The organism is Gordonia jacobaea (assembly GCF_001186365.1).
GTDB classification, from domain to species: domain Bacteria; phylum Actinomycetota; class Actinomycetes; order Mycobacteriales; family Mycobacteriaceae; genus Gordonia; species Gordonia jacobaea.
In genome coordinates, this window is record NZ_LDTZ01000016.1 from 417,285 (window position 1) to 433,914 (window position 16,630).

General features: G+C 65.5%; 13 protein-coding genes. 4 read left to right on the forward strand and 9 right to left on the reverse strand.

What is annotated here, in order from left to right:
• Window positions 1-291 precede the first annotated feature (291 nt).
• Together ABW18_RS10640 and ABW18_RS10645 are read left to right on the forward strand one after the other, a co-directional pair.
• Window positions 292-1,713, forward strand: coding sequence for a purine-cytosine permease family protein (locus ABW18_RS10640; RefSeq protein WP_049699061.1), 1,422 nt, complete (start codon window positions 292-294; stop codon window positions 1,711-1,713).
• A complete protein-coding gene (locus ABW18_RS10645; RefSeq protein WP_049698919.1) occupies window positions 1,710-3,296 on the forward strand; it encodes a GMC family oxidoreductase in 1,587 nt (528 codons plus the stop codon). The genes ABW18_RS10640 and ABW18_RS10645 overlap by 4 nt, the downstream gene beginning before the upstream one ends.
• Here the strand turns inward: ABW18_RS10645 and ABW18_RS10650 are convergent.
• Window positions 3,277-4,812, reverse strand: coding sequence for an APC family permease (locus ABW18_RS10650; protein WP_083444364.1), 1,536 nt, complete (start codon window positions 4,810-4,812; stop codon window positions 3,277-3,279). The genes ABW18_RS10645 and ABW18_RS10650 overlap by 20 nt on opposite strands.
• 138 nt (window positions 4,813-4,950) lie before the next feature.
• On the opposite strand from ABW18_RS10650, the gene ABW18_RS10655 reads away from it, so the two are divergent.
• A complete protein-coding gene (locus ABW18_RS10655) occupies window positions 4,951-5,862 on the forward strand; it encodes a LysR family transcriptional regulator (protein ID WP_049698920.1) in 912 nt (303 codons plus the stop codon).
• Here ABW18_RS10655 and ABW18_RS10660 read toward each other — a convergent pair.
• Entirely contained in the window at window positions 5,856-7,550 is a 1,695-nt protein-coding gene (locus tag ABW18_RS10660) for an amidohydrolase (protein WP_049698921.1), read from the reverse strand. The genes ABW18_RS10655 and ABW18_RS10660 overlap by 7 nt on opposite strands.
• Before the next feature lie 26 nt (window positions 7,551-7,576).
• A complete protein-coding gene (locus tag ABW18_RS10665; RefSeq protein ID WP_049698922.1) occupies window positions 7,577-9,679 on the reverse strand; it encodes an oxidoreductase in 2,103 nt (700 codons plus the stop codon).
• Window positions 9,680-9,950: 271 nt separating this feature from the next.
• Between ABW18_RS10665 and ABW18_RS10670 the strand changes: the two genes are divergently transcribed.
• Window positions 9,951-10,568, forward strand: coding sequence for a TetR/AcrR family transcriptional regulator (locus tag ABW18_RS10670; RefSeq protein ID WP_049698923.1), 618 nt, complete (start codon window positions 9,951-9,953; stop codon window positions 10,566-10,568).
• Here the strand turns inward: ABW18_RS10670 and ABW18_RS10675 are convergent.
• From ABW18_RS10675 to ABW18_RS10700, 6 genes are all read right to left on the reverse strand, one after another.
• On the reverse strand, window positions 10,504-11,994 hold the full coding sequence (locus ABW18_RS10675) for an aspartate ammonia-lyase (RefSeq protein WP_049698924.1): 1,491 nt from the start codon (window positions 11,992-11,994) through the stop codon (window positions 10,504-10,506). The genes ABW18_RS10670 and ABW18_RS10675 overlap by 65 nt on opposite strands.
• Window positions 11,984-13,144 carry a M20 family metallopeptidase gene (locus tag ABW18_RS10680; protein ID WP_049699063.1) on the reverse strand — a complete coding sequence of 387 codons (1,161 nt, stop codon included), beginning with the start codon at window positions 13,142-13,144 and terminating at the stop codon, window positions 11,984-11,986. The genes ABW18_RS10675 and ABW18_RS10680 overlap by 11 nt, the downstream gene beginning before the upstream one ends.
• Window positions 13,145-13,194: 50 nt before the next feature.
• Window positions 13,195-13,869, reverse strand: coding sequence for a DUF1028 domain-containing protein (locus ABW18_RS10685; RefSeq protein WP_049698925.1), 675 nt, complete (start codon window positions 13,867-13,869; stop codon window positions 13,195-13,197).
• A complete protein-coding gene (locus ABW18_RS10690; protein ID WP_049698926.1) occupies window positions 13,866-14,318 on the reverse strand; it encodes a RidA family protein in 453 nt (150 codons plus the stop codon). Before ABW18_RS10690 ends, ABW18_RS10685 begins: the two co-directional genes overlap by 4 nt.
• Window positions 14,319-14,381: 63 nt before the next feature.
• On the reverse strand, window positions 14,382-15,728 hold the full coding sequence (locus tag ABW18_RS10695; RefSeq protein WP_049698927.1) for a flavin-containing monooxygenase: 1,347 nt from the start codon (window positions 15,726-15,728) through the stop codon (window positions 14,382-14,384).
• 123 nt (window positions 15,729-15,851) lie between these two features.
• Window positions 15,852-16,508 (reverse strand): class II aldolase/adducin family protein, encoded by a 657-nt coding sequence (locus tag ABW18_RS10700; RefSeq protein ID WP_049698928.1) that lies wholly within the window; start codon window positions 16,506-16,508, stop codon window positions 15,852-15,854.
• Between the last annotated feature and the right edge of the window lie 122 nt (window positions 16,509-16,630).

The window sequence follows — 16,630 nt, forward strand, 5'->3', positions numbered from 1 at the left end:
AGATCAGGCGGCGCCGATTTATCTGACTTTCTACATCGGCCTGGTCGATGCAAGGTGTGCTGGGCTGGTTGCGCTCTCCGTCCGCGCCGAGAAGTGGTGGGGCGTCGAAGGTCATCTGTTCTCCAGATGTAAAAGACCGGAAGTTTCTGTTTTCCCGGTGATAGCGGTCACCCCGATACTTGCTGAACAGCCCCGACGCCGTGGCCGCGATTCCATCCGAGTCACTCACCCGTGACTCGCGAACAGACACCCGCATTGGGCAACACAGCAACAGAGCAGAGGTATCTCCCGATGAACACGTCAACCCAGCCGTCGACGGGCTCAGCTCCGTCGGTGGAGCGCCGCACCATCGACCACATTCCGCACGACGAGCGCCACGGCAGGGCGCGCGACATCTTCACCGTGTGGTTCGGCTCCAACATCATGTTGCTGACGATCATCACCGGCGCTCTGGCGACCACCGTGTTCGGGCTGCCGTTCTGGGCGGGCGCGATCGCGGTGGTCGCGGGCAACCTCGTCGGCGGTGTGGTCATGGCACTGCACGCGGCGCAGGGCCCGCAGATGGGTGTGCCCCAGATGCTCCAGACCCGAGCGCAATTCGGCTCGCTCGGCAGCCTGCTCGTCGTGGTCCTCGTCGTCTTCATGTACTTGGGTTTCTTCGCGTCGAACGCGGTGCTCGGCGGCAAGGCCTTTGCCGAAGTGACCGGGCTGCCGGACAACTGGGCGATCTTCATCATCGGTGCCATCAGCGTCGTCGTGACCATGATCGGCTACAAGCTGATTCATTCGATGGCGGCAGTGCTGTCAGTTGTCGCGGGTCTGGCCCTTCTTCTCGCATTCATCTGGATGATCGGCGTCAACGGGTTGCCGACTGATACCTGGCACGGCGACGGATTCACCTGGGCAGGCTTCATGGCGACGTTCTCCGCGGCGGCCCTGTGGCAGATCGCCTATGCGCCCTACGTCTCGGACTACACGCGCTACCTGCCGCGCGACACCGGTGTGAAGACCGCCTTCTGGGCAACGTATGCGGGATGTGTTCTCGGGTCGGTACTTCCGATGCTGCTCGGTGTGCTGATCGGCGCCGCACTGCCCGACTCCGACACCCTCACAGGCATGGGCACGTTGACCCATGGGATCTCGACGGGGCTGTTCCTCGTCTTCGCCGTCGGTATCAGCGTCACCAACGGCATGAACCTCTACTGTGGTGCGCTCTCGACGATCACCGTGGGACAGAACATCTTTCCCCGATGGCGAGCTGAGGCGAAGAGTCGTGCGGTCATCGCGCTCGTGCTGTTCGCCCTCGCGATGTTGCCCGCACTGCTCAGTGCAGACGACTTCCTGGCCAACTACGCCAACTTCTTGGCTCTGCTGCTGTGCGTCCTGATTCCTTGGACCGCGGTCAATCTCGTCGACTACTACCTCCTGCGCCACGGCGAGTACGACATCGAGTCACTCTTCCGTCGCGATGGCGGCGTGTACGGCCGATTCAACTGGATCGCCATCGCGTGCTACGCAATCGGTATCGGAGTGCAGATTCCGTTCCTGTCGACAACACTGTGGACCGGACCGCTGGCGAAAGAGATTGGCGGCGTTGATATCTCGTGGATTGTCGGACTCGCGGTCATCTGCCCCCTCTACTACGTCCTGATGACCACCCGTAAGAGCGAGGCGTTGGCGAGCGCGAACCTGGCGTCAGAGCCGGCGGCATGAGCCAGCCTGACAACCCCGGTGCCCCTGATACACCCAGTGCCCCCTATATACCCAGTGTCACTGACTATCTCGTCGTGGGAGGCGGCACCGCAGGCTGCATCGTAGCGGCCCGCCTCAGTGAGGATCCCGCGGTGACGGTCACGGTCCTCGAGGCCGGTCCGAGTGACGAGCACGAACCCCGCGCCCGGTCGATTCGACGCTGGGCGGAGATGCTCGAGAGTGAGTACGACCAGGATTACCGGAGCGTGCCGCAAGAGCGCGGCAACTCCGGAATCCGGCAGGCGCGCATGCACATCCTCGGAGGTTGCGCGACGGCCAACACGATGATCACGTGGCGACCGCTGCGCGCGGACATGGACGAGTGGGTCGCGCTGGGGGCCGACGGCTGGGATGCCGACACGCTCGGCCGTTACTTCGACAAGCTCGTCACGCCCATTGCGCCTGTCGCAGAAGCCGACCGCAATCCGTACGTCGCCGACGTCGTCGACGCTGCTCGCTCGGCTCTCGATCTGCCGGCGCGAGCAGGCTGGAACCACGACGCCGACTTCGCCGAGACGGGTGAGGGGTCCGGTTTCTTCGACATCGGGTACACCCCCGAATCCAACCTGCGATCGTCGACGTCGGTGCACGATCTGCACCCCGTACTCGCCGAGCGGCCCAATCTGACTGTGCTGCACCATGAACTGGCCAGTTCGATCCTCTTCGACGGAGACCGCGCAGTCGGAGTGCGGACCGTTGCGAGCGACGGTAGCGAGAGCGATCACTTCGCGACGCGCGAAGTGATCGTGTGCGCGGGTGCGATCGCTTCACCGGCCCTGCTGCAGCGCTCGGGGATCGGTCCGAGTGACGTGCTCACCCGGGCGGGAGTGCCGGTGCGCGTCGTCGCATCCGGCGTCGGCGAGAACCTCATGGATCACGCCGAAGGTCTCATCGTGTGGGAAACCGATCGCGACGTGCCGTCGACCTGCGCCACCGGGTGGGATGCGGGCGCTGCGATGCGTGTCGACGAATCGAGGCCCGCACGTCCCGACGTGCTCATGCACTTCCCGGTCGAGGCCGTCGCCGACCATGCCGTCAGCTACGGCGTCGACATGCCCGAACGGATCATCTCGATCGCGCCGAACGTCGCCAAGCCGCGCAGCCGTGGCCGAGTCCAGATCGTCGACGGCGATCCGTCGACTCCGCCGTCGATCGATTATCGCTACTTCACCGACCCCGACGGCGTGGACGAGGCGATGCTCGTGGCGGGTATTCGTGCCGCACGACGCATCGCCGCGACCGCACCGATGTCGAAGTGGGTTGTGCGCGAAGTGTTCCCGGGCGAGGCCCTGCAGTCCGACGACGAACTGTCGTCGGCACTGCGGGCCACACATCAGACGGTCTACCACGTATCCGGAACCTGCAGGATGGGATCGGACGACGACCCGATGGCCGTGCTGGACCCATCGCTGCGAGTTCGTGGTGTCAGCGGTCTGCGCGTCGTCGATGCCTCTGTCTTCCCCACGCTCACGTCGGTCAATCCCGTCGGCACCATCATGAGTGTTGCCGAACGCGCCGCGGAGATCATCGCTGCTCGACAGTGAGTGACGTGCTCCGGCGCGACCTTCGCGCGGCGAGGTAGCCGGCGACGGCGATGACGGTGAGCACCGCCAGCGTTCCGAGTGTGAACGCCTCGAAGCGGACGCGGGACACATTCCAGGTGTCGAGGAACTCGTAGTCGAGGCCGAACAGCTTCTCCAGCGTGCCGGGGAACACGGCTACCCAGACTCCGAGCGCTGCCCAGAACGTCGCGAGTCCCGACGCGATGCCCATGCCGATCGTGCCGCCGGGCACGGCGTAGGGCCGCGGCGTTTCGGAATGGTTGATGCGCAGGCGGAATGCGGCGGGAAAGACGAAGAGGTAGGCGATCAGTGATGTCGAGATGGTGATGGTGAGTACCACCGTGAATGTTGCTGCGCTGTCGCCGCCGGAGAAGATGACGCCGACGATCATGAACGCCAGGGCGATGACTCCGGTGAAGATGCCGACCCGAAGCGGCGACCCCGTTTTCGCGTCGAACTTGGCGAAGCAGGGGAAGAAGCCACCGTCGCCTGCCGCGACAGCCAACGCGCGGTTCGCGGCCATCGCCCAGGTGGCGCCCGTGATCGCGAGCGCGATGATGAACGCGATCACCGCAACCTTCACGAGGATCGACGCTGCCGAGCCGTAGACACCGAAGACCGTGTCGAGGGCTGCCATGAAACCGCCGATGCCGGTGATCTTGTCACTCGGCAACACCAGCAGGAGAGCCAAGACCGGGAGCGCGTAGACCAACAGACCGATGCATCCACTCATCGCGATACCGCGCGGAACGTCGCGCTGCGGATTCTGCATCTCGCCGCCTGCCTGGCTGGGAACCTCGAAGCCGACGAGGGAGAACAGGAGCAGTGGGACGAGGCCGAGGAAGCCGCCGAGCGTCGGCGACCAGGTGACCGAGCCGATTCCGTTGAATCCGTGCTGAATTCCATAGATAACCGTGGTCACGAGGAACACGGCGGCCAGGATCAGCTTGAGGTAGGTACCCAGTTGCAGCACGGCACGTGCCCGCCGCATCGACAGCAGGGTGACTGCGACAGCTCCCACGACGAAGAGCGTTTTGAAGACGAAGTCGCCCGCGGTGCCCGAATCGATCGGATGGATGAACGTGCTCCATGCTTCGGTGCTGATGAAGGCGAGGGACCCACCGATCCACAACGGGTTGATCGACCAGTACATGACCGTGGCGATCGATGCGGGTAGACGTCCGAAGGCGCGCTTGACCCACTCGAACAATCCGCCCTCGTCGGGAAATGCGCTACCGAGCTCTGCGGTGACGAGGCCGTAGGGGACCATCCACAGCAGCGCCAACACGACGAGCCACGTGAAGGTCTCGCCGCCGAACGATGAGATCTCGCCGACCATGTCGAGGCTGATCAGCGCCGACAGGATCATGATCGGAACGTCGAAGCGGCGCAACGAATGTCGCAGGTGCGGGCCTGCTGGTTCGATGTCGGGGTGAGCGGGACCGGGGCCTAGTTGTCCGGAATGTGTCCGTCCCGGGTCGGAATGCGAGAGTGTCATGGAGGTACTCCTCGGAGAGGTGGATATCGCGCGGCGTCAGATGGCCGTCGAGATGAAGCGAGGTTCTGTAGAGTCGGGGTTCTTATGCATCGGCATTGATGGAGCCGATGCCGTGTCCGGATCGTCTGTGAGGTCGTCGTGGCTGATTACACGTTGCGTCAGTTGGAGTATTTCGTCGCCGTGGCCGAGGCGGGGAGTATCACCCGCGCGGCGTCTGCCGTGCATCTGTCCCAGTCAGCGATGTCGACTGCGCTGACCGATCTCGAAGGGGCACTGGGGATTCAGCTTCTGGTCCGTCATCACGCCAAGGGCATCACGTTGACTCCCGCAGGTCGACAATTGCTCGTGGCCAGTCGCCAGTTGTTGGCATCGGCGGCCGATCTTCGTTCTGTCGCACACGGATTGGGCGGATCGTTGACCGGAACCCTCACGATCGGTTGCTTCGAGGTCATGGCGCCGTACCTGCTTCCTGAGTTGTTGTCCGTGGCAGCCCAGAAGCTGCCGAATCTGGAGTTGCTGACCACCGAGGTCGATATGGCCGACCTCGCCGAGGGCGTCGCAGACGGAACGTTCGAGATGGGCATCGGATACGACCTTGTCGACGACCCGCGACTCAAGCGATGGCCACTACGCCGCGTGCCGCCCTACGTGCTGGTCGAGGGCTCGCACCGACTCGCCAAACGGCGGAAGGTCAGGCTCGCCGACCTGGCCGACGAACCCATGGCGTTACTCGACCTGCCGCATAGCCGCGACTACTTTCGGCAGGTCTTTGCAGACGCAGGCGTCGAACCCGTTGTGCGCTACCGCTCGACGACCGTCGAGACGTGCCGCGCACTCGTGGGACGCGGGTTGGCGTACACGGTGCTCAACCTGCAGGCCGCCGTACCGATGGCGCTGGACGGACACCAGGTTGCGGCGATACCCATCGCCGACGAGACGCCCGCGCTCACGATGGTCCTGCTCAACGCGATTGCCGCGCGACCGACCCGGCGTGCCGCGGTCGTCGCTGAACTGTGCCGAGATCTGTTCGGTGACAACACTGTTCATTGAGCTGGCGCCTTGCCGCCGACGACCTCGCCGAGTGCGCTACCGCCAACGAGATCGCCACCGACCATCGTCAGTTGTGCTGTGAGGCAACCGATGTCCCGGGCCGTTGAGATGTCACCCGAGAGTGCGACCAGGTCGGCGTCCTTTCCGATCTCGATCGAACCGGCGTGTTGTGCGCAGTGTGCGGCGCGCGCCGCGCCGATCGTGTAGGCGTCGACGGCGGTCCGCAGACTGAGCGCCTCCTCGGCGATGAGGGGCACGGTGCGAGCGTCGGTGCCGATGGCGTGCGGATCTGCATCAGAACCGGTCCGATTCACTGCGGTGTGTATGGCCCACAGCGGATTGGGGTCGGTGACGGGCCAGTCGCTGCCCATCGCCAGCGTCCCACCAGCCGTGGTGATCGAACCGAAGGGGAAGTGCCATCGCTCGCGGTCGGTGCCCAGTAGCGGGAGCTTGCGCTCGACGATCTCGATGTCGCGGCGAGCCCACAGTGCCTGGATGTTCGCCATCACGCCGAGCGCTGCGAACCGTGGAATATCCTGCGGGTCAACCACATCCAGATGTGCGATCTGGTGTGCCGCATCGAACTGCGGATTGGCCGCGCGCGCGGCACCGAGCGCATCGAGGCATTCGCGGACCGCGCGGTCGCCGACGGCGTGCATGTGAATGTGGAACTCGTCGCGTGCCAGGAGTGCACACACCTCGTTCAGTTCTGCCGGGTCGATGAAGGACAGTCCGGTGGGATCAGCGCCCGTCGGTAGGTCGGAGTAGGGCGCGAGCATTGCGGCAGTGCAGTTCTCGCAAATCCCGTCCTGCATCACCTTGACGGTGTCGACGTGAAACCGGTGGCCGTGTCGCGCGACCGCCCGGCGTTCGCGGAGTACGTCGATCTGCGAGAGTCCCTGTTCGGCTGCCCACCACAGCGCTCCGCAGACCCGTGCGGTCAGCTCTCCCGCCTCGTCGGCGGCAAGGTAGGTCGCGAGTGTGTCGGAGAGTCCGAATGCCGGGATGTCGACGCCCGCGTCCTGCCAGCCGGTGACGCCGACGGAGTGCAGCCGACGCTGAGCCGTCAACAATGCCTCGCGCAGTACGGCGTCGTCGATCTCGGGCGCGAGCGCCTGCACACTGTCGGCGGCGCGCTCGAAGAGGACGCCGGTGGGTTCGCCTGCGGCGTCGCGCTCGATGCGCCCACCCGTCGGATCGGGCGTGTGCCGGTCGATTCCGGCGGTCGCCAGTGCTGCACTGTTGACCCACACGCCGTGTCCGTCGTGGCTGGAGAGCACAGCGGGCCGGTCGGCGACGACCTCATCGAGGTCGGCACGCGTGGGTAGACCGCCGGGAAACGCATCGCCGTACCAACCACTTCCGGTGATGACCGGAGCGTCGGGGTGTGAGTCGACGTAAGCGGCGATGGCGTTTAGATAGCCTCGCCGATCGTGTGCGAGTTCGGACAGATCACAGCGCAGCGCTGCGAGTCCGCCTGCCACCGGATGCACGTGCGCGTCGATGAACCCCGGCAGCAGGCTTGCTCCCGCGAGGTCGTGGATGACAGTCGACGCCGACACCAGGTCGCGATCGACGTCGGACCCGATCGCGACGATGGTGCCGTCGGACACGGCGACGGTGGTCGCCGGTGGCATACCGAGTGGTTGCCACACCGCTGCGTTGGTGAAAATGTGATCTGCGTACATCACCACTCCTGTGATCCGTGGGTCCGTCAGGACACCGAGACCGGCGTACTGAACACCGGCTCGATCGACAACTGGGTGACCTCCCGGCGGAACGGAACAGGGTCGTCGTTGCGTGGCACGTCGAGTTCCTCGGCGAATCGGTGTCCCGACCAGACTGCTGCGGCGATGGTCGACGGCGCCCAGGCGTCGCCGACACCGGTGACGCTGCGAACTCCGGCCGCGGCCCAGTCGTCGCTGCGCTCGTGCAGTTGGGTGTAGAGCTCGTCGTGGGGGAGGCGCGCGGTCACCATGACGACGGCGTCGGCGTCGAGATGCCCTGTCCGCCCGGTGAATCGGCACGCGGTCTGTACGCCGGTGGCGTCGACGGCGGTCACCGCGGTGTCGGTGCGCACGTCGACGCCCGCCTCCATGATCCGCGCGCGAATGCGGTGAGCCTCCATGGTGTTGGTGGTCCACTGCGACACCTGCGGGACCGGGGTGACGAGCGTGACCGCGAAGCCCTCCTTGGCGAGCATCTCCGCGACGACGGCACCGAGGTAGTAGTGGTCGTCGTCGAACAGCACGACGCGCTTGCCGGCGGGTCGCGCCCCGGCCATGATGTCGTCCGGAGTGAAGACCGAAGTGCTGGAATCGATCTCGATGGGATGCGTGTGCCAGCGACCGACGCCGTCACCTCGCCACGACGCCCCGGTCGCGATCACGACGTGGTCGAAGCCGTACTCGAGGATGTCGTCGGTGCTCATCGGCGATTCGCGATAGACCTCGACGTTGTCGAGACGGTCGAGTTGCTGCAGCCGATAGTCGATGACGCGAATCCATGCGGACAGCCCGGGAAGCTTCGACTCGCGGGCCACACGGCCACCGAGCACCCGGCTCGCCTCGGTGAGCGTCACGGGATACCCGCGATTACCCAGTGCACGTGCGGCTTCGAGGCCCGCAGGCCCCGCACCGACGACGAGCACCGAGGAGTCGGAGCCCTTCACCGAGATGCGCTCCGGGTGCCAGCCGCGTCGGAATTCCTCGCCCATTGTGGGATTTTGCGTGCACCGGATCGGCGACATCGTGAAATCGCCGGACACGCAGATGTTGCAGCCGATGCATTCGCGGATGTCTGCGAGGTCGCCGCGTTCGATCTTGTTGGGCATGAAGGGATCCGCGATAGACGGCCGTGCGGCGCCGATGAGGTCGAGAATGCCTGACTTCACGTGCCGGACCATGGTGTCGGGAGAAGTGAAGCGGCCTACGCCGACAACAGGCTTGGTGGTGAGTTGCTTGAGTCCGGTGACGTACGGTTCCTGCTCGGCCTCGGGGCCGAAGCGCGAGGTGACCGAGTCGTCCTCCCAGCTTCCGAGCACGAGGTCCCAGAGGTCGGGGTGCTCGCCGATCAGTCCGAAGACGTCTTCCATCTCGCTGCGGGTGATGCCGTCGTCGCCGAGCAGTTCGTCGACCGAGATCCGGCATGCGACAGCGGCTTTCCCGTCGGCGATCTCCCGGGTGTCCTCGAGGATCTCGCGGATGAGTCGAACGCGGTTCTCGAGGCTGCCGCCGTACTCGTCGGTGCGATTGTTGTACCGGCGCGACAGGAAGTGGTGCAGACCGCCGATTGCGTGTCCCGCGTAGACGTAGACGATGTCGTAGCCGGCTTTCAGTGACCGATGCACCGAATCCGCATGCCACTTCCGCAGATCGACGATGTCAGCCTTTGTCATCGCACGGGCCTGCACCGGATCGAGATTCCACGAGACGACGGGGAGATGCTGTGGTGCCAGCGGAGTTTCACGACTGATCAAATTGGGGCTGTTGAGCCCGTTGTGCGCCAGCTCGATTCCCGCGAGCGCACCACCCTCGTGAATCTGCTCGGCGATGCGCGCGATCGCGGGCATGTCCTGGTCGTCCCAGAGGCGGAGCTCGATGAACGGTCCGATATCGGACGTCGGATGAATCTCGACCTGCTCGGTGCAGACCACGGCCCACCCGCCCTCGGCCTTCGTCCGCCGCATCGCCGCCTCGCCAGACGGATCGCGGTATCCCATGCCGTTGCAGTGCGGCACCTGGAAGAACCGGTTGCGGGCGGTGATCGGTCCGATCCGGACCGGTTCGAAGAGGATGTCGTAGCGATGGTCGCGCATGTGGATCTCCGTCGAGAGGTGCTGCGGCGTGAAAACGCCTGGCGCAGTGAGTCAGTTGTTGGCTGTGGAGTCGGCGTCGGGCAGTGGCGGCGACTCGTGTCATTCTTTGAGGTCAATCGCAAAGAATGAAATGACGGTATCGCGGTTTGTCCCGTCGGGCAGCCCTGTTGCGGACATCTCACGGTGTGAACTTCCGAATTGGTTCATCGGGAGAACCGATGTAATCAGCGGAGTTGCCCCGACGCGGTGCATGGCGGCAGTATCGGGACGTATGGCACGTCCACGCAATCAGCACGCACGTCGCGCAGAGATCGTCGACGCCGCGACGAGTGCGATCGCTGCGCGCGGACTCATGGGATTGCGTATCAAAGACGTCGCCGACGCGGCGGGTCTGTCGCCAGGGTCGATCACCTACTACTTTCCCGGGATCGACGAGTTGTTGCTCGCGGTGCACGAGGCCGCGGTCACGCGGTTCTACGAGGGTCGACGTACCGCCGCCACCGACGTCGACGATCCGGTGACTGCCCTGACAAGGCTCGTCGAGCTCGGAATCTGCGACCCCGACGATCCGATGTCACCTGCGCTGTACGAGTTACATCTCTACAGTGCGCGCTCACCCGCACATGCCGAACTGATGTCGACGCTCTTCGACCTCGAGACCTCGCTCTACCGCGAGGCGATCGACGGCGGTATCGCGGCGGGTGTCTTCGCCGACGTCGACAGCGAACTGGTCGCCAGGGCTGCGGTGGCGCTCGAAGACGGGTGCGGCATCCATCTCGTCGGGCGCACCAGGGCGCTGGATGCCGCGAGTGCCCGCAGCGCCGTTACGCAGTATCTGCAGGCAGCGCTGCGGTGTCCTGATCTCGTCGTCGACGAGCATTCCCGCTGACGTCTCGACGCGCCGAATCGTGTGGTCGGCACAGGTTGTCGGGGTGTAGTGCGGTGTCGAGCGTGGTGTCGTCGAGCAGTGCGGAGCGTCGAACGAGATCGGGAATCGACGCTCCGGTTGCCACCGCCTCCGCGACCAACGCGGTGGTCGCCTCGTAGCCGAGGACCGGATTGAGCGCGGTGGCGATGCTGGCGGAGCCGTAGACCGCTGCGCGCATGCGATCTTCTCTCGCGGTGATGCCTCGGATGCAGCGCTCGCCGAGTACATGCACAGCGGCGCGCAGATGGGTCAGTGACGACAGGAGTGCCCGCGCGATGATCGGCTCGAAAGCGTTGAGCTGCAACTGACCTGCTTCGGCGGCGAGGGTCACCGTGAGGTCGTTGCCGATCACCTCGAAGGCCACCTGGTTCACGACCTCGGGGATGACCGGGTTGACCTTGCCCGGCATGATGCTCGATCCGGCCTGTACGGCGGGAAGCACGATCTCGCCGAAGCCCGCGCGAGGACCGGACGACAAGAGTCGCAGATCATTACAGATCTTCGAGAGCTTCACGGCGGCACGTTTGGTGACACCGGAGAGTTGTACGAAGGAGCCGACGTCCGACGTCGCCTCGACCAGATCTCCCGCAGTGGTCAGCGGTAGACCGGTGAGCTGTCGCAGGCGTTCGCATGCCTGCGCGGCATAGGACGGGTGGGCGTTGAGTCCGGTGCCGATCGCGGTGCCGCCGAGATTGATTTCGGCGATGAGCGAGATCGCCTCGTCCATCCTGTCGGCGTCCTCGCCGATGGTGACCGCGAACGCGCCGAACTCCTGCCCGAGAGTCATCGGTACAGCATCTTGTAGTTGCGTACGTCCGAGTTTGAGCATGTCACCGAATTCGACTGCCTTGTCGGCACATTCGGCCGCCAGTGCGCGCAGGGCATCCGAGAGTCCACGGGCAGCGATTCCCAGCGCCACCTTCACTGCCGTGGGGTAGACGTCGTTGGTGCTCTGTCCGAGGTTGACGTGTTCGAGCGGGTGAAGCACGTGATAGTCGCCGCGTCGGTACCCGAGCAGTTCGAGCGCCCTGTTCGCGATCACCTCGTTGGCGTTCATGTTGGTCGACGTCCCCGCGCCGCCCTGGATCTGATCGACGACGAACTGCTCGTGAAGCGACCCGGAGCGGATTTCGCTGCATGCCGCGATGATCGCGTCGGCGATCGGGGGATCGAGTAGTCCGAGCTCGCGATTGGATTCTGCGGCAGCCTGTTTCACCGCCGCCAGGGCGACGATGAGGTCGGGGTGAGTGGAGATGGGGACGCCGGAGATCGGGAAGTTCTCCATCGCCCGTGCCGTGTGCACCCCGTAGTAGGCGTCGGCGGATACCGCGTGATCGCCGAGGAGGTCGTGTTCGATGCGAACCGCACCCGCGGCGTCAGTGGTCACCTGTTGCCCCTGTGTGTGTCGTGCGAGTGCCGTTGGCCAGAAGCCTGTCGCGGATCGAGTCGAGCACGGCGGCGTCGACGACGGTTCCCGCCAGAGCGAGCGCACCCTGAGCGATTGCCGTCTCCGCTGCAGATGTAAGTGTGGCAGCAGCAAATTCGGGTTGATGGTTGACCGCGGGTAGCGAATCGATGCCGATGTAGGGGTGAATCGCAGGCAGTACCTGCGAGACGTTGCCCATATCGGTCGACGCACGCGCCATGGTCGCGTCGGGACCGGAGCCGAAACGGCGTCCGGCCGCGAGGGCGCGCTGCTCGTAGCGGCCGAGAAGTTCTTCGTCGGTGCGGAACTCGGCGTACGGCTTGGACTCCGGGGTCACGGTGAGCGACGCGCCGCTGGCGAGTGCGCCCGCCTCGAAGCACCGCATTACCCGGGGTTCGACCTCGGCGAGTTCGGCGAGTGTTTCGGCGCGGACATACCAGCGTCCCTCGGTGTGCTCGGCGATGGAGTTGGGTGCCTCGCCGCCGCGTGTGATCATGCCGTGTACGCGCACCGACGCGGGAAGCTGTTGGCGCAGAAGGCCGATGGCCACCTGGGCGATGGTGAACGCATCTGCGGCGTTCACGCCACGTTCGGGATAGGCGGCAGCGTGCGCCGACTTGCCGTGGTAGTCGATGTGACTGTGCGACACGGCGAATGGCCGCGCGCGTGCGACATCTGCCGGTCCGGGATGAACCATCGCGGCGGCGTGCTGAGCGTCGAATCCGCCGCGCTCGAGCAGTTCGATCTTGCCGCCGCCGCCTTCTTCCGCGGGAGTACCGATGACCGTCAGTGTCAGACCGAGGTCGTCGACGATCGGTGCCAGCGCAAGTGCCGCGCCGACGGTGATCGCGGAGATGAGGTTGTGCCCGCAGGCATGGCCGAGTCCCGGCAGTGCGTCGTATTCGGCGCAGAGTGCGACGTGGAGGTCGCCAGTTCCGATTGTCGCGGTGAACGCGGTCGGGAGGTCGCAGAATTGCTCGACGATCGTGAAGCCGCCGTCGGAGAGTGGGCCGGCCACCCGAGCTGCCGAATAGATTTCCTCCCAGGCGGTCTCGGGATTGTCGTACAGGTCGTGCGCGAGCGCGATGAGACTCGGGTGTGCCGAGGCGATGCGGCTGCCGAGTTCGGCGTCGAACCTATCGGGGGTGGCGTCGATGGTGGTCACAGGTCTCCCGGAACTCCGTAGGAGGGCGCACGCGTCGGGTCGACGCCGCGGACACGATAGTCGTTTTTCTGTGGCTGCCAGATCTGCCAGAGCGAAGCGAGGTCGTCGAGCGGATCGTCGGCGAAATCCACGCGCAGATCGGTGACGGGCCACGGCACGTCGTCGACGACCAGGAGGCCGGCAGAGTGCACCGGTCCTTCTTCGCCTCCGGCGTCGAGCGCTGCGCGGAGGCCGTCGAGCAGTCGTTGTTCGAATGCGTCGGCCACACTGTCGGCGTAGCCGGTCAGCAGCGACTCGAGCACAGACAGGTCGGCAAGCATATTGCCGGCGGCCACGGACTGGTAGCCCTCGACGCCACCGTAGGTTCCCAGGCTGCGCGCGCCGGAATGCAGCGCGGTGTGCCCGTGCGCGTCGACGACGCTCACCTGGCGGTACTCGGGGTGTTGCTCCGTGGAAAGTGCTGCGGTGAGCGCTTTCTCGGCGTCGAGGCCGTCGGAAAGCCGGTCGAGCACCGCGGGGCCGAGTGCGGGATTGGTGACGTTCTGCGACGCGACCACGCCGACACCTGCCCGCGGGTGGGCGCAGCGCGCTGCCACCGCGGGACTCGACGAACAGACGATGATGCCGAATGCGCCACTCGCGGGGTCGCGCGCGACGAGCGACATCGTCATCGTGCCGCTCCGCTCGGCTCGCTGAGCACTGCGGTCGCGTCGATCTCGACGAGCCATTCCGGCCGCGCGAGTGCGTCGACCACCAGTCCGGTCGACACCGGATACACACCCTTGAGCCAGCGGCCCATCACCCGGTAAACCGTCTCGCGGTAACGGATGTCGGTGAGATACACGGTCACCTTGACGATGTCGCGCAGCGAACTGCCCGCCTCGTCGAGCAGCATCGCGATGTTGCTCATGGCCTTCTCTGCCTGTACCTCGACGTCGCCGATGCCCACCGATTCGCGAGTGTCCAGATCCTGGCCGATCTGCCCGCGCAGATAGACGACACCCGCGGCGACGACGGCCTGGCACAGGTCGTTGTCGAGGTTCTGCTCCGGGTAGGTCTCGCGGGTGTTGAAGGGACGGATGCGTGTGTGGGTGACGTCAGGGCTGACGGCTGCGCTCATGGGTTGCTCCCGTGCTTGAGTGTGTGGAGTGGCTGGATTGCGGGTTGGCGGATTACGGGGAGTTCAGGAAACTGCCTGCGCGGCAAGCGCATCGGAGTCCGACGGTGCGGCGGCGTCGGCCTGCTCCGGTCGGTAAGCCCGGTAGCCACGCTGGATGGCGATCTGGTCGGCCAGATACTTCGCGTCGTGCCATACGCCCCAGATGAAACTCGATCCGCGACGTGAGAGCCATGGCAGTCCGAGGAAATAGATTCCCGGTTCGCCCGATACGCCGCGCTGGTGTGCCGGGCGGCCCGTCTCGTCGAAGGCGTCGACCCTCAGCCATCCGTAGTCGTAGGCGAAGCCTGTCGCCCACACGATGGACGTGATCCCGGCGGCGGCGAGGTCGAGTTGCGCAATCGGGTCGATGACGCAGTCGGGGAGTGGGCCAAGGTCGTGGGCCTGCGGCTCCGCGGGGAGGTCGAGGCCATTGCGCTCGATGTAGTCGTCGGCCTCTCGGAGCATCGCGAGGTACGTTGCGTCGCCGTTCTCGATATTGGTGCGCAGATCCGCGGCAAACGTCATGGTGCCTGCGTCGAATGCCTGCGCGCGCCCGAGAAGGGTGATCCCGTCGGCGGCGAGCTGCCGGAAGTCGACGGTGTGCCCTCCGCCCGCGCCGCTGACGGCGATGGTCACGTGCTCTGCACCCGCCGGAGGTGCCGCGGCATCCCATTTGCCGAGAACGCCCAGCCACCAACAGAAGTCGCGACCACGGTAACTACGTGGCGGGCGATCATGCGGTCCGACGGCGAGGTACGTCTCGCGGCCTGACGCGCGCAGTTCCGCAGCTATCTGCACGCCCGACGACCCCGCGCCGACGACGAGAACGCCACCCTCGGGGAGCTGCTGCGGGTTGTGATAGTCACTGGAGTGGATCTGATGGAAGGGTGCATCGCGCGGCACGACGGCGGGGATGACCGGGGTCTGGAAAGCGCCGGTCGCGGCGACCACGAAGTCCGCCTCGATCGGTCCGTCCGAGGTCTCGACGCGAAAGCCGTTCTCGCCCTGCTTCTTACGGACCGATGTCACCTCCACGCCGGTGCGGATGGGTGCGTTGATGCGCTGGGCGTAGGAGCCGAGGTAGTCGGCGACCTGATCCTTGGTCGCGAACGCGTCGGCGTCGACGTCGAACTCCAGTCCGGGGAAGCGGTCGTGCCACGCGGGACCGTTGGCGACCAGAGAGTCCCAGCGCCACGTACGCCAGCGTTCGGCGACGCGATCGCGCTCGAGTACGAGATGGTTGATTCCCTGTGCGGTGAGGTGCTCACTCATCGCGATACCTGCCTGGCCCGCGCCCACGACGAGCACCTCGACCTGTGTGGCCGCGGTACCCGCGGGTGTCTGGGTCCCCGGCGTAGCCAACTCCACCATCTCGTACCTCCGCTGTTGCATGCGTTGTCGTTGACTCAATGATCATCGGACCGCCTGCATCTGTACAGCAGAGATATCCTGGGTATTACATCGGTTCAGTCGATGCAGGGTTGGGCTGCGTTCTCAGCGGTCGCGACCGGGATAGGGCTGGTAGGCCCGGCGGGCCGCGGTGGCCACGACCTCGGTGAGCTGGTCGTCGCTGAGTATCGCGGGCGCCCCGGCGCTGACGGCCTTCAGATACACCTCACTGAGCCATTCGACGACGCCGAGGTGCTCACACGCGGTCTCGATGTTGCCGCCGATCGCGACCGACCCGTGGTTGCGCATCAATGCCGCGGTGCGCTCGAACAATGCAGCCACCACGCCCTCGCTCAGCTCCGGGCTGCCGAAGACCGCGTAGGGAGCAACTCGTACCGAGCCGCCGACCATGGCGGCGTCGTAGTGGATCGGTGGGAGAAGCTCGGTGATCGTCGACACCGCGACCGACGCGATCGGGTGGGCGTGGGCAATCGCCGAAGCGGAGGTCGACCGGTAGAGGTCGAGGTGGAATCCGAGTTCTGCCGTCGGGCGGTAGCGGGTTTCTTCGATCACCGAGCCGTCCATGTCGACGACTACCAGTTGATCCGGTTGGACGGAGCCGAGGCGTGCACCCTGCGGTGTGACGAGCACGCGATCGCCGACGCGGACGGAGAGGTTGCCGCCGGTGCTCAGCGACGTGCCCGCGGCCGCGAGTTGATGCGCAGCGACGCACAGGGGTACGCGCTGATCGACGATGTCCACCTCTTTGACGGTAGTCGGTCGAATGGCTTCGCCGCAGTGAGACGCCTGTGGCTCCTCATCTCGATCTGATTCCGCCGGCTCCCCGGACGGTCCCAGTCTGATTCATTGCAGCTCATTGAATG